This is a genomic window from Paenalcaligenes hermetiae (assembly GCF_039543645.1).
Classification (GTDB): Bacteria; Pseudomonadota; Gammaproteobacteria; order Burkholderiales; family Burkholderiaceae_B; genus Paenalcaligenes; species Paenalcaligenes hermetiae.
In genome coordinates this window covers 259,254-271,309 of sequence record NZ_BAABKD010000009.1, presented here as the reverse complement: position 1 = coordinate 271,309, position 12,056 = coordinate 259,254, and the positions used below count along the sequence as shown (strand labels likewise).

Sequence of the window (12,056 nt, the reverse complement as noted above, 5' to 3'; positions counted from 1 at the left end):
TGATCATGCATCGTGTCTAATGTCTACCTAAACCCGCGTGTTGCGGCTTTATTTGTTTTAGGTTTTGCCAGCGGGTTGCCCCTGGCCCTAACTAGTGGCACTTTACAAGCATGGGCTACAGTAGAGCAGGTTTCATTGCGTGATATTGGTTTTTTAACGCTAGTTGGTTCAGCGTATACGCTTAAGTTTCTTTGGGCACCGTTTATTGATCGGTATACGGTGCCCTTTTTAGGGCGCCGTCGGGGGTGGATGGCGCTAAGCCAACTGTTGTTAGGTGTATCTATCGCGGCGATGGGGTTATTTAATCCCAGTCACCAACTCGGCGTCATCGCTTTATTAGCGGTATTTGTGGCTTTTATGTCGGCGACCCAAGATATTGCTTTTGATGCCTATAGTACAGATGTGTTACGCGCGCAGGAGCGGGCGGCGGGTGCGGCGGTAAAAGTGTTAGGTTATCGCTTAGCGATGATTGTTTCTAGCGGTTTTGCTTTAGTGATTGCTGATCAGTGGCTAGGGTGGAATGGCATGTATATGCTGATGGGCGCTTTAATGCTGGCGTGTGCTATTGCTACTTTTTTAGCCCCAGAGCCTGAGCGTGTCGTGTCTGCACCCCATTCATTACGGGAAGCCGTGGTGGCGCCTTTATTAGCTTTTTTTAAACGTCCCGAAGCTATTAGCATTCTCGTGTTGATTGTGTTGTATAAGCTAGGTGATGCCTTTGCTGGTGCATTATCGACCACTTTTTTAATCCGTGGTGCGGGATTTTCGGCGACGGAAGTGGGAACAGTCAATAAAATTTTTGGGCTGGCGGCCACGATTATTGGGGCATTGGTTGGCGGTGGCCTGATGGCTAAATTGGGCTTGTATCGATCCTTGATGCTTTTTGGCTTATTGCAAGCCGTGTCTAATTTTGGTTATTGGTGGTTATCGGTTTCCGAGCCCAATCTTTGGTTTATGGGGGCGGTAGTTGCCATTGAGAATTTGTGCGGGGGTATGGGGACCGCGGCTTTTGTGGCCTTATTGATGGCTTTATGTCATCAGCAGTTTTCGGCTACGCAGTTTGCATTATTATCGGCATTATCGGCGGTAGGGCGTACTTATTTAGCCGGTCCGTTAACCCCGCTATTTGTTGAGCATTTAGGTTGGTCTACTTTTTTTATTATTACCGTTTTGTTGGCTTTACCCGGCTTATGGCTGCTTTGGCGTAAACGTCACATCATCTTAGCTTTAGACGCAAGCTCGCATTGATATGTTACTGCTCACTTTTTATTTAATCGCGATTACAGCAGAAGCAATGACGGCCGCTTTAGCCGCTGGTCGGCGTGACATGGATTGGGTGGGGGTATGTGTGATTGCATGTATTACTGCCTTAGGTGGGGGCTCGGTACGTGATGTGTTGCTGGGGCACTACCCGCTAACATGGGTAAAACACCCCGAGTATTTATGGATGACAGCAGGGGCTGCCATCTTTACAGCCCTGACAGCACGCATGATGCGTCATTTACATAAGCTTTTCTTGGCGTTGGACGCATTGGGTTTAGTGACGTTTACGGTGATTGGTTGTCAGATTGCGATTGAGATGGAGCTGCCTGTCACGATTATTTTATTAAGTGGCATGATTACAGGATGCGCAGGTGGGGTATTACGCGATATTTTGTGTAATGATATTCCGCTGTTATTTCGCAAAGAGATGTACGCCAGTGTATCCATGGTGACAGGTGGTTTGTACATGCTAGCGATTCATTTTGAGTTAAATGAATTAGCTAGCATGTTAGTGCCGATGGGGGTGGGCTTGTTATTTCGTTTTTTGGCTTTGCGTTTTAACTGGCAGATGCCGCAATTTGTTTATCGTGACGATTGGAAATAATCACAACCAGTTTAAACCCTGTAGCAGCTCCAGCACCAATGGCATCAATAGCGCGGTGAGGATACCTGTTACGCTCATGGCTAATGCAGCAAAGGCCCCCATGGTTTCATTGATCTGGATCACACGAGCGGTACCAATCGCATGAGCAGAAACCCCTGTAGCCACCCCACGTACAATAGGGTTGTTGAGCTTGAGTAAATAAAAAACAGGGGTAGCTAAAATACTGCCAATAATACCGGTAAAAGCCACAGACACCGCGGTTAAGGAAGGCTGTCCACCAAAATGATCGGAAATGGCCATCGCGATTGGCATGGTCGCGGATTTAGGCATTAAAGAAATTACCATTTCAGGACTAGCCCCTAGAGCAAGAGTAAGTATGGCACTACTGACTAAGCCGGTAAGCGCTCCAACGACTAAGGTGATGCTCAGCGGACGCCAGAGTAGCTTAAGCTTAGGGAGCTGGTTGTAGAGGGGGATGGCGAGCGCTACGGTAGCTGGTCCAATTAAAAAATGAATAAATTGCGCCCCCTCAAAATAGGTTTCGTAGGGGGTGTCTGTAAGCAATAAAATCCCTACAATTGCACAGACCGAGGTGAGCACCGGCAAAACAAAGGGACTTGAGTGGCAGCGTCTATATAAATAAAGTGAAGCTAAATACACGCAAAGCGTTAAGGTCAGCCATAACAAAGGGGTATCGGCTAAAAATACCCAAATTCTAAAAAAGTCTTCACGAATCATGGGTTAACTGCGCCTTTTAAGTAACCAGGTTAAGCAGTAGGCGGTGACCACTAGCGTGATGACCGTTGCCAGAATACCTGCTACGACAAAAGCGACCCATTCATCCTGGATGCGATGAAAATACAGCATTACACCAGAGACGGCAGGAATAAATAACAACATTAAGTGCTGGATCAAGGTGTTAGCGGTGGTTTGTAATGCTGCTGGCACTTGCTTACGTATAACAAGGGCAGCAAATAAAAGTAGCATGCCCATCAGTGGACCAGGTAGGGGAATACGTAAGCTTTGTACTAAGATTTCACCTAGTAGCTGAAACACAAAAAGCGAGGCAAAAGCAAGAATAATGGGCATTTATTCGATGGGGGCAGTGTTGTAAGGGGTGGCTACCCAGGTGCGCCAACGTAGTTCCAGCCCTTCGGGTAAGTACACCACGACGGGTAAACTGCTGTTGTATTGCAAAAGAGAGCCATTGCTATGAACAGGGATAAACTGCAAGGTTTTTTTGTCGTCAGGGCATGCCATGCGAGTTTGTACGGGACCATCAAGCTCACTGAGCTTATAGTAATTATAGCCCCAACCTTCTAGGGTTTTTTCTTCGAACACACCGGTGAAGTGCGAGGTATTACAGTCCGCCTCTTGAACTTTTCCCGGCAAAAGTTCGATTTTCAGGTTATTTTCGTAATTACCTATAGGTAGATGAATAACGTGACGGCTATAACCGTCGGGAGCAGCTGGAAAAGCCTCGAGTAAAGGGGTTTCTTGGGCAAGTGCAACGGTACTGGATAAAAGCGTTACACTGAATAGATAACCTAAGGGTTTAAGCCATGTGTATAAAGAATAAGCGTGCCGCATAATCAAACCTATGGGATAAAAAGAATAATGCAACCGTACCACGAACTGAATCACAACGAATAGTCCTGTCATCGACTTGGGGCTATTCATGAAAATGGAGGATCTTTGCATGTTGTCTTTACACGCCATTGACCAACGCATGCAACACGCTTTGGCATCTGGGGATTTACAGCCTATTGAGTTTCAAGCACATCAGGTTCCCGCCAAAGATATGTTGTTTCATGTTTGCTGGGTTCCAGCATTATCAGTTAAAGACAAAAGCAAACCAGCAGGATTCCCCGGGGGGCCTAGGGATCCTAATTTTAATCCTTTTTTGCCCCCAGATCCGCAGCTCACCGTAGGAAAATTGGGTGATTATCATCATGTTGTGCTAAATAAATTTCCGGTTTGTGCGCATCATTTAGTTTTACCGCGTATTGAGTTTGCGGAGCAGTGTAGCGTATTACAATACGAGGATTTTTTAGCTTGGGCATGGCTTTTAACAGAGCTACAAGGCTTAGGTTTTTATAATGGGGGCGAGGAGGCAGGAGCGAGCCAGCGTCATTTGCACGTGCAGTGGATTCCTCCAGCTGTAGATAATGCCAGTTTATTGCCTTTTGTACAGGTGTTGGATGCCGATCAGGATCTGGTTATTCAGTCCCATCCCTGCTGGGGGTTTCGTCATGCTTTTATTTATGTTGGGCTAAGCGAGGATGCACATGAATATGCTCGTAACTTATATCAGGCCTACCAACTAGGTTGTCAAAAGCTGGGTTTACAGTGTGATGATCAGGGGTTGATGCCACCAATGAATATCTTGGTGCAGGATGGCTGGTTATTGATTGTGCCACGCGTTTATGAACAGATACATGATATCCCTCTGAATGCTTTATCGTTTGCGGGCATGATTTATGTGCGCGAACAGGAGCATATTGACCTGGTAAAAACTAAAGGGGTATTACCTTTATTAGCAGCTGTTACTCGTGTATAAGTTGTTGAAAAATTTAAAAAATTTTTTTTGTTTTTTGTAAAAACTAGACGTGCAGCGCGAAGCTCGTTACAATGCCTAAGCGCTGTTTGGCTAATTTTTAGCCAATAAGTGATATAGAGCAGGTGCATAATAAATGGATTGGTTCCATTTCTTATTCACCTCGATTGTGTGTAGGGTGGGTGGTTCTACATCCACCATGCTCTATGGCGCCTACACGAACCTAGTTGTTTGTTACGCATCGCTAGTCCCCTTAATAGGGGGCGGGCTGCTTGCGTCTTTAACTAAGCTTTTGTGTAGGCAATGGGGTGAGTGCCGCCCATCGTATCGATGCGCAAACGGCACGGTGTCAGGTTCAAAATGAATCCAATAAGAACCCTGTACACACACAGAGGATTGATAAAAACATGCAAGAGACAGAGTTTTTTCAACTCAAATCCTCCACAGCCTTACTGCTGTTGGTTGGATTTTATCTGCTGACATTTTTAATGTCGCTCATGATTAGCCGTAAAAATGAAAACGTAGATGGCTATATGGTATCGAATAGCGCGGTAGGCTTTGGTTTGTCGGCCGCGAGTATGATTGCTACGTGGATCTGGGCGGCTTCTTTTTATGCCAGTGCAACATCTGGTTTTAAGTACGGTTTATCAGGCCCGATTCATTACGGTTTTTGGGGTGCGTTGATGATTTTATTCATCTACCCCTTTGGACGTCGTTTTCGTAAACTTGCTCCTGAGGCGCATACCTTAGCCGAGGTCATTCATGCTCGTCATGGCCGCTCGAGTCAGCTGATTATGGCCGGATCTAACTTGGTAGGTAGCTGTATTAGTTTGATGGTGAACTTTACGGCTGCGGGTGCTTTAGTTTCCGTACTGAGCCCATTGAGCTTTATTCAAGGGGTGTTGATTGCTGGTTTAGGGGTGTTGTCTTACACCTTGTGGTCAGGATTTAGAGCGTCTGTGTTGACAGACTTTGCGCAGTTAGTTGCTATGATTTTGGCGGCTGTGATTATTATCCCGCTGATATTCTTTAATGCCGGTGGTCCTGATTTTCTTGCGGAAAACATGTGGCGTCTGGATGAGGAACAGGCAAATTTCTTCTCTACCAAGGCCATTTTAGAGCAGGGGGCGCCATATTTTGTCGCGGTACTTGCTTATGCCATCGGTAACCAAACGATTGCTCAACGCCTGTTTGCTGTGCGCGAAGATCTGATTCGTCCTACCTTCTTAACCGCTACCATTGGTTATGGTGCTGTGGTCATTGGGCTGGGGATGCTTGGTTTGCTAGCCTTATTTGCTGGGATTCAGCCAGCTAATGGCGATATGAACAATATCATTCCGCAAATGGCGTCTATGTACTTGCCACCGATTGGTATTGCGCTGTTTTTCTTATTGGTGGTGGGGTCGTTGTCTTCTACGGCAGATGCAGACCTGTGTGCTTTGTCGGCGATTGTGATGACCGACATCTACGGTAAAAACATCGCTAAAGGTAAACCCAACCCACAGCGCATGTTGTGGTGGGGTCGCTTTACCATGATCATCGCTACCATGATGGGGGTAGTTTTTGCGAGCCTACGCCTGGACATTTTAGTGATGTTGGTTTTTGTAGGAGCCTTATGGGGGGCAATTGTTTTCCCAGTGATCGTAAGTTTCTATTGGGAAAAGGTAACCAATCGCGCTTTTACTACAGCTGTTATCAGTGCGGTCGTGCTCTTTACCATAGTTCGCTTTGAACTTGTTCCCTTAACAGGTGCCATTGGTGTTTTCTTTGAAATAGCCGCCGCAATTGGGGGTGGGGTAGTGGCGGGTTTGATGACCTTTGCCTTTTTCCCTCGTTTATTTGCTATTGGGGTGGGCGTTGCCGTAGCATTTGGTTTGATGCCATATTTTATTGGTTTCTTGCGTGATTACACCGTGCTTCTTGGCTCCTTAACCTCTTATGGTGTGAGCGCTGTCGTGTGTATAGCAATGAGCTGGAATAGTAAAGAACGTTTTGATTTTTCGGTCTTGTCAAAACGAGTTACCGCTTTCCACGAAGAGCAAGAAGCGATGTTAAGCGCAACCACGACTACACAAAAATAAGGAGACGTCATGAGTATTAATGCTTTAGTATTTTATATCTTGATTTGGCCTGTGCTTTCTACAGGGATTCTCGCTTTGTTGCTTGTTTCTTTATTTAGAGATATTCGTGCCGCTAAGCGTGAAGGTCGAGAGATGTTGTAAACTATTACCCATATGAGTAATTGAGCTATGTGGTGATTTTACTACAAGCCTCTGTATACCAATTAGTAGATCCTGGTTATATTACGGCAAGCTCAAATCTATACCCTTGCATCAAAACTTACACTATAGTTTGGATGTAAGGGTATTTTTATAGCAGTTAAATTAGATTGGTTTAAAAATTAAGAGTAAGTATTTATGAAAAGTCCTGCTCAACAGCGTCAAGGTTCTGATGATGAGATTGATTTATTTGAGCTTGCCTTATTAATTTGGCAAGAAAAAGTGACAGTGCTATTAGTAACCGTCTTTGTTACGGTCTTAGCAGTATTTTATGCCTTATTTGCAACTCCCGTGTATGAGACGGAAGTGACTTTATTGCCACCACACGCCAGTGATATTCAGGGCTATAACCAGGGTCTAATAGCATTAAAGGATACAGATAGCTCGTGGTTAACGAAGCATACAACAAAGTCGGTCTATGATACGTTTTTGAAGCGCTTGTATTCTAAAGAGCTACGTAATCAGATCATGGAGGAGTTATATCTGCCTAGACTGCCTGAGAAAGAGGAGATATTGAATCGTCAGGCATTGCAGCAACGCTTTGAGAAAATAGTAAGCGTTAGACGACCAGATCCAAAAAACACACCAGACTTATATACAGTACAAGTTAGGCTTTCTGATCCTGAGCATGCTGCGGAGCTAGCGAATGGGTATGTGGAGTTGGCTGTACAGCAGGCAAAGCAACGCCTAAAAGCAGACGTTGAGGCTGAATATACGCGAGTACAGCTAGACCTAGAGGCACAACTGGCATCATTATTACAGCAAGCAGAGCAAGAACGAAAGAGCGAGTTAACTAAGCTAACAGAAGCCTTATGGATAGCAGAGAGCTTAGGGCTTGAGCAACCAATACTTCCGGATGGTAAAAGTACGATAGAGGGTGCTGCTTATGTTGATCGTAACTTATTATATATGCGCGGAGCTAAAGCCTTGCAAGCACAAATTAGAGTTTTAGAAGAGCGTGATAGTGAGGTTCCTTTTATAGATGAGTACCCAGAGTTAGCGGCAAAACTTGCTTTATTAAGAGCTTTTAAGTTAGATGATCGACAGGTAAATGTGGCGACTATTGATGAGGCCGCAGAGGTTCCTATAAAACCAGTACAACCTAAAAAAACGTTAATAGTAGTAATCAGTGGGCTGGTTGGTGGGGCTTTAGGCGTGGGAGCTGCTTTAGTTGTGGCTTTAATTAAGAGACGTAGGAGAGCCTAAAAGTTTTAGATGTGAGCTGTTCTTGATGTAGTATAGCCCCTTGCTATAGCAAGGGGACTTAGATTGAGGGCGATTAGCTAATTTTTTGCATCATCACTATGAATTTGCAGTGCCTCTAAAAAGCGAGACACCATATTGTATGTAGCAATTGTCGCCGTGATTTCTACGATGAGCTGCTCGTTAAATAAATGCTCAATGTCTTCGTAGACGGTTTGTGGGACTTGGACATTTAAGGTCATTTCATCGGTATAGGCCAATACGGCTTTTTGCTGATCGGTAAATAAGTCTTTATGATCACGCCAGTTGTCTAGTGCATCGAGCTGCTCTTGGGTAACGCCCTCTTTGAGAGCAATAGGTGCGTGTTGGTCGGCTTCGTAGGGCGCGCGATTTAAAATAGCAACACGCATAATAATCAGTTCTCGCAGATCGCCAGGGACTTGGCTATGAAGGCGTATACCAGTTAAATGGTTTAGCCAGCCCTGAGCCACCGTAGGGCTGTGTAACAGCATTTGATATAAGTGAATGACGCTACCGCGTTCCGCTTCGATCTGCTGGACTAGAGGCTGCAGCTCGGTTTGATTTAAATCGGCATAAGGTAAACGGGCCATACATCATTTCCAAGTCATTAAGCGCTAAGCGCTAAGCGCTACAGGTTGATGGGTGAAAGGAAGCACCTCGAAAATCGTGGCGCTTACTAATTCTACAATATGGTCGATGTCTTGGGCAGTGCAGATAAAAGGTGGGGCTAATAGGATGTGATCGCCATGCACACCGTCTACAGTGCCACCCATTGGATACATGAGTAAGCCTTTGTCCATGGCAACACGGCGTAATTGAGTATGGGTCTTGGCGTGGTGGTCCAATGGCGTTTTGCTTTGTTTGTCGGCCACTAGCTCAATTCCTACCATTAAGCCGCGACCACGGATATCGCCTACGTTAGGGTGGGCGCTTAAGGTTTGGTGTAAGCCTTGTCGCAATTGTTGCCCTCGCACGCGCACATTGTGTAGCAGCTGATCACGTTCGATGACCTGTTGCACAGCTAAAGCCGCCGCACAAGCCGTGGCGTGCCCCATGTAGGTATGACCATGTTGAAAAAAACCTGAGCCGTCCACGAGAGTTTGATAAATACGGCGGCTGGCAAGCATGGCCCCGATGGGTTGATAGCCCGCACCAAGGCCTTTGGCAATGGTGAGGATATCGGGAGTGACTTCGTCCTCTGCGCAGGCAAATAAATGCCCGGTACGCCCCATGCCACACATGACCTCATCCAAAATCAAAAGCACTCCGTACTGATCACAGACTCGGCGGATGGCTTGAAGGTAGCCGGGTACAGGAACGAGCACCCCTGCCGTCGCTCCTACGACGGTTTCTGCGACAAAAGCCGCAACGTTCTCTGGACCAAGTTGTAGGATTTTTTGTTCAAGCTCGTCGGCTAGGCGTGTGGCATAGGCGTGGTCACTTTCATCTGCCCCTTGATCGCGATAAGGATAGCAAGGGGATACATGGTGCGCTTCGGTTAGTAAAGGCAAAAAGGGGGCACGACGCCACGCATTACCGCCAATAGCTAAGGCTCCAAGCGTATTGCCATGATAGCTTTGACGACGGGCAATAAATAGTCGTCGACTGGGTTGCTGCTTTTCCACGAAGTATTGGCGCGCAAGTTTAAGTGCAGCCTCAATGGCCTCGGAGCCTCCGGAAACAAAATATACATAGTCCAAATCACCAGGAGCTCTTTGTGCAAGGAATTGAGCCAGTTGCTCGGCTGGCTCGTTAGTAAAAAAAGAGGTATGAGCATAGGCTACGGCATCAATTTGTTGATGAATCGCAGCAATGACTTCGGGGTGACTATGGCCTAGGCAGGACACGGCAGCACCGCCAGAGGCATCAATATAACGCTTGCCGTTTTGGTCAATGAGGGTAATGCCTTCGCCTGCCACGGCAGTAGGTAGGCTTTGTTTTGGGTGGCGGTGGAACACGTGAGTCATGATGGTATCCGTCCAGAGTTTATTTTGAATCGAATGTTTATTTGTATACTTAAATGAAATGTATGTTTCTTTTAAGGATAGCTCAAGCACCAAATAAATCAAACTTAACGCACCATGATTCATTTTGATTCATGATTTTTTGATTTAAATGTAGTAAAAAAACGATATACTGCTCGTTATGAGTAAAAAAAATCGCCCACCTCAAGACGTAGATGCATTGATTCAGCGCTTACAAGCTGACTTTGCAGCGATGCCCCCTCAGTTTCAAATAGGGGCGCGTTATCTAATTGACCATCCGCATGAAGTCCCGATCGCTTCAATGCGTACGCTGGCGACACAAGCCGGTGTGCTGCCAGCGACTTTGGTACGTTTGGCACAATCCTTAGGCTTTAGTGGCTGGACTGAGTTAAAAGCAGTGTTTGTGCAGTCTTTGCATGCTAGTCCTATGGCTTATACGGATTCGGCTAAAGCGGTACTCAAAGGTCGTAATAAACCATTAGCCATGTTGCAACGAGCAGTTCAGGCTCAAGCGCAAAATGTCTCCAAGATCGCAGAGCAAAATGCCACGTCGATGGCACAAGCGGTGGACTTATTAGTCAAAGCAAAACGGGTGTATGTAGCGGGGTTTCGGGCCTCGCATGCGCCTGCTTTTACTTTTTATTATTTATATCGACTATTTAGAAACCCCATTACGATGTTGCGTGCAGAAGCAGGGACGCTAGAGATGGAGTTGCGTGCTTTAGAAGCGGGGGATGTGGTGGTACTGGTGGCTTTTGCGCCGTACTCACAGGAAATTGTACGGGTTTACGAGGCCGCGCTAGAAAGTGGGTGTAAGGTGATTGCTTTGTGCGATAGTCAGGTGGCGCCGATAGCCTTAGAAGCGAACTGCAATTTAATCTTTAGTACGGAAGTACCCTCTTTTTTCCCTTCGAGTACAGCGGCTGTGGCATTGGTAGAGGGGTTAATAGAACAGATTTTAGCGCGCACGGGCAAAAAAGCCGTGATGGATTTGCAGTCGATGGAAAACCAGTTGCATCAAACGGGATACTGGAAGCGCTAGGGGGCTTGAAGCCCCTTAGTAGCGTGTTGGCGTTAATCTTAACGTTGCCACAGAACATCTGACACACCTTGGTGTTTGTTAAGATGTCGGGCTAGGACGAAACATAAGTCAGATAATCGATTTAAATACTGAGTACTATGTGCGCTTAAGCCGGTTTCAGATTGATTAAGTTGAATGACCGCACGTTCCGCGCGGCGCGCTACGGTGCGGGCAATATGAGCCAACGCAGCGGCTTTGCATCCGCCTGGCAGGATAAACTCCTTTAAAGGGGGCAATTGGGCATTGTAGTGCTGTAACTGGTGTTCTAAAAAAAGTACATGCTGTGCTGTCAGCACTTGATAGCCTGGTACGGCTAACTCAGCGCCCATATCAAATAGATCGTGTTGAATTTGATTTAAACAGAGATCCACGTCTTGAGGCAGAGATTCACAGCGCCATAATCCAATATGACTATTGAGCTCATCCACATCGCCCAGGGCTTGAATACGTTCGTGGGTTTTAGGCACACGCTGACCGTCCCCTAAGGCGGTGGTGCCGTCATCGCCGGAGCGTGTGGTAATAATAGAAAGACGGTGACTCATCGTTGAGCTGCCAGTTGTGAGAGTGCCTGACCCTCTACCCGAACAATACGCCAGTCGGGCAAGACCGTGGCACCGTGGTGTTCATAAAAATCAATTGCATTTTGATTCCAGTCTAACACTACCCACTCAAAGCGACCACAGTTAAGCTCAATGGCTTTTTGTGCAAGATACTTTAAAACAAATCCGCCTAAGCCCTGTTGACGATGCGCGGGGTCAATATAGATATCCTCTAAGTACAGCCCACGCTTGGCTTTAAAAGTAGAGTAATTATGAAACCAAAAAATATAAGCAACGAGGTGTTGGGGCTGATCGCGGGGGGTGATAACGAGTGCTTTGGCAGCAGGCTCCGATCCGAATAAATTATCATAGATGGCTTCATCCGTGGCTTCAAATTGATCTAACATTTTTTCAAATTCGGCCATATCACGCATCAAACAGATAATTTGTGGAATATCATCAGGGGTCGCTGGACGCAACACATAGTTGCCAAAAATTTCGCTCACGATAAAACCTCGTTGTAG

The 12,056-nt window shown here is 46.2% G+C and carries 14 protein-coding genes; 7 read left to right on the top strand and 7 right to left on the bottom strand.

The window, feature by feature from the left end:
- Positions 1 to 12: 12 nt before the first annotated feature.
- On the top strand, positions 13 to 1,248 hold the full coding sequence (locus ABD980_RS07025) for a muropeptide transporter (RefSeq protein ID WP_345370597.1): 1,236 nt from the start codon (positions 13 to 15) through the stop codon (positions 1,246 to 1,248).
- Position 1,249: 1 nt separating this feature from the next.
- Complete coding sequence (locus ABD980_RS07020; protein WP_260649473.1) at positions 1,250 to 1,867, top strand: trimeric intracellular cation channel family protein; 618 nt, start codon at positions 1,250 to 1,252, stop codon at positions 1,865 to 1,867.
- Here the strand turns inward: ABD980_RS07020 and ABD980_RS07015 are convergent, their stop codons facing one another.
- From ABD980_RS07015 to ABD980_RS07005, 3 genes are read right to left on the bottom strand one after another with little or no spacing between them, the layout of a single operon-like run.
- On the bottom strand, positions 1,868 to 2,605 hold the full coding sequence (locus tag ABD980_RS07015; RefSeq protein WP_260649472.1) for an LrgB family protein: 738 nt from the start codon (positions 2,603 to 2,605) through the stop codon (positions 1,868 to 1,870).
- 3 nt (positions 2,606 to 2,608) lie between these two features.
- Complete coding sequence (locus tag ABD980_RS07010) at positions 2,609 to 2,956, bottom strand: CidA/LrgA family protein (RefSeq protein WP_345370592.1); 348 nt, start codon at positions 2,954 to 2,956, stop codon at positions 2,609 to 2,611.
- The gene (locus ABD980_RS07005; RefSeq protein ID WP_345370590.1) at positions 2,957 to 3,568 is read right to left on the bottom strand and encodes an ecotin; all 612 of its coding nucleotides are present in this window, start codon (positions 3,566 to 3,568) and stop codon (positions 2,957 to 2,959) included.
- Here ABD980_RS07005 and ABD980_RS07000 point away from each other — a divergent pair.
- The 4 genes from ABD980_RS07000 (at position 3,567) to ABD980_RS06985 (ending at position 7,909) form a co-directional block, all read left to right on the top strand.
- Complete coding sequence (locus tag ABD980_RS07000; RefSeq protein ID WP_345370588.1) at positions 3,567 to 4,427, top strand: ATP adenylyltransferase family protein; 861 nt, start codon at positions 3,567 to 3,569, stop codon at positions 4,425 to 4,427. The two genes, ABD980_RS07005 and ABD980_RS07000, sit on opposite strands and share 2 nt — an antisense overlap.
- A 404-nt stretch (positions 4,428 to 4,831) precedes the next feature.
- Positions 4,832 to 6,505, top strand: a complete 1,674-nt coding sequence (locus ABD980_RS06995) for a sodium:solute symporter family protein (protein WP_345371141.1) — start codon at positions 4,832 to 4,834, stop codon at positions 6,503 to 6,505.
- A 9-nt stretch (positions 6,506 to 6,514) separates the two neighbouring features.
- Complete coding sequence (locus ABD980_RS06990; protein ID WP_260649469.1) at positions 6,515 to 6,646, top strand: putative transporter small subunit; 132 nt, start codon at positions 6,515 to 6,517, stop codon at positions 6,644 to 6,646.
- Positions 6,647 to 6,841: 195 nt separating this feature from the next.
- Positions 6,842 to 7,909 carry a Wzz/FepE/Etk N-terminal domain-containing protein gene (locus ABD980_RS06985; RefSeq protein ID WP_345370586.1) on the top strand — a complete coding sequence of 356 codons (1,068 nt, stop codon included), beginning with the start codon at positions 6,842 to 6,844 and terminating at the stop codon, positions 7,907 to 7,909.
- A 77-nt stretch (positions 7,910 to 7,986) separates the two neighbouring features.
- On the opposite strand, the gene ABD980_RS06980 is transcribed toward ABD980_RS06985, so the two are convergent.
- Positions 7,987 to 8,517 carry a carboxymuconolactone decarboxylase family protein gene (locus tag ABD980_RS06980; protein ID WP_300648496.1) on the bottom strand — a complete coding sequence of 177 codons (531 nt, stop codon included), beginning with the start codon at positions 8,515 to 8,517 and terminating at the stop codon, positions 7,987 to 7,989.
- Between the two features lie 24 nt (positions 8,518 to 8,541).
- Positions 8,542 to 9,894 carry an aspartate aminotransferase family protein gene (locus ABD980_RS06975; protein WP_345370584.1) on the bottom strand — a complete coding sequence of 451 codons (1,353 nt, stop codon included), beginning with the start codon at positions 9,892 to 9,894 and terminating at the stop codon, positions 8,542 to 8,544.
- A 178-nt stretch (positions 9,895 to 10,072) separates the two neighbouring features.
- Between ABD980_RS06975 and ABD980_RS06970 the strand changes: the two genes are divergently transcribed.
- Positions 10,073 to 10,954, top strand: coding sequence for a MurR/RpiR family transcriptional regulator (locus ABD980_RS06970; RefSeq protein WP_260649466.1), 882 nt, complete (start codon positions 10,073 to 10,075; stop codon positions 10,952 to 10,954).
- 38 nt (positions 10,955 to 10,992) lie between these two features.
- Here the strand turns inward: ABD980_RS06970 and ABD980_RS06965 are convergent, their stop codons facing one another.
- Together ABD980_RS06965 and ABD980_RS06960 are read right to left on the bottom strand one after the other, a co-directional pair.
- Positions 10,993 to 11,535 (bottom strand): cob(I)yrinic acid a,c-diamide adenosyltransferase, encoded by a 543-nt coding sequence (locus ABD980_RS06965; RefSeq protein WP_300648492.1) that lies wholly within the window; start codon positions 11,533 to 11,535, stop codon positions 10,993 to 10,995.
- On the bottom strand, positions 11,532 to 12,029 hold the full coding sequence (locus tag ABD980_RS06960) for a GNAT family N-acetyltransferase (RefSeq protein WP_345371139.1): 498 nt from the start codon (positions 12,027 to 12,029) through the stop codon (positions 11,532 to 11,534). Before ABD980_RS06960 ends, ABD980_RS06965 begins: the two co-directional genes overlap by 4 nt.
- Positions 12,030 to 12,056 lie beyond the last annotated feature (27 nt).

Bases quoted from the DNA above. Each gene is read 5' to 3' on its own strand.
- ABD980_RS07020 (WP_260649473.1), top strand. From the start codon at position 1,250: ATGTTACTGCTCACTTTTTATTTAATCGCGATTACAGCAGAAGCAATG.
- ABD980_RS07015 (WP_260649472.1), bottom strand. From the start codon at position 2,605: ATGATTCGTGAAGACTTTTTTAGAATTTGGGTATTTTTAGCCGATACC.
- ABD980_RS07010 (WP_345370592.1), bottom strand. From the start codon at position 2,956: ATGCCCATTATTCTTGCTTTTGCCTCGCTTTTTGTGTTTCAGCTACTA.
- ABD980_RS07000 (WP_345370588.1), top strand. From the start codon at position 3,567: ATGTTGTCTTTACACGCCATTGACCAACGCATGCAACACGCTTTGGCA.
- ABD980_RS07005 (WP_345370590.1), bottom strand. From the start codon at position 3,568: ATGCAAAGATCCTCCATTTTCATGAATAGCCCCAAGTCGATGACAGGA.
- ABD980_RS06995 (WP_345371141.1), top strand. From the start codon at position 4,832: ATGCAAGAGACAGAGTTTTTTCAACTCAAATCCTCCACAGCCTTACTG.
- ABD980_RS06990 (WP_260649469.1), top strand. From the start codon at position 6,515: ATGAGTATTAATGCTTTAGTATTTTATATCTTGATTTGGCCTGTGCTT.
- ABD980_RS06985 (WP_345370586.1), top strand. From the start codon at position 6,842: ATGAAAAGTCCTGCTCAACAGCGTCAAGGTTCTGATGATGAGATTGAT.
- ABD980_RS06980 (WP_300648496.1), bottom strand. From the start codon at position 8,517: ATGGCCCGTTTACCTTATGCCGATTTAAATCAAACCGAGCTGCAGCCT.
- ABD980_RS06975 (WP_345370584.1), bottom strand. From the start codon at position 9,894: ATGACTCACGTGTTCCACCGCCACCCAAAACAAAGCCTACCTACTGCC.
- ABD980_RS06970 (WP_260649466.1), top strand. From the start codon at position 10,073: ATGAGTAAAAAAAATCGCCCACCTCAAGACGTAGATGCATTGATTCAG.
- ABD980_RS06965 (WP_300648492.1), bottom strand. From the start codon at position 11,535: ATGAGTCACCGTCTTTCTATTATTACCACACGCTCCGGCGATGACGGC.